Genomic DNA, 240 nt, shown 5'->3' on the forward strand with positions numbered 1-240 from the left:
CCGAGAATGGTTAAACATCGAATGGCTGAATTTATTATACAACATTCAATTAAGGGAATGTCTAAAGAAGAAATAGGTAACCGGCTTTGTTTGACTCAAACTGACATAAAAGTACTTCCATATCAATATATTAGAGATTATAAAGCAATGAACCATCAAATTCAAAGAATTGCGGAGAAAAATGGCTGCACGTTGGCTCAAATTTATAAGATATATGTAGAGGGAGCAATTGAAAAAAAT

1 protein-coding gene is annotated in these 240 nt (G+C 32.1%); it reads left to right on the forward strand.

Annotated elements, in window-relative coordinates:
• Positions 1-21: 21 nt before the first annotated feature.
• Positions 22-240: hypothetical protein (locus tag AB3H93_RS14190; RefSeq protein ID WP_368020742.1), on the forward strand; the 219-nt coding region annotated here is incomplete at its 3' end.

This window comes from Enterococcus sp. C74, from assembly GCF_040887125.1.
GTDB classification, from domain to species: domain Bacteria; phylum Bacillota; class Bacilli; order Lactobacillales; family Enterococcaceae; genus Enterococcus_B; species Enterococcus_B hirae.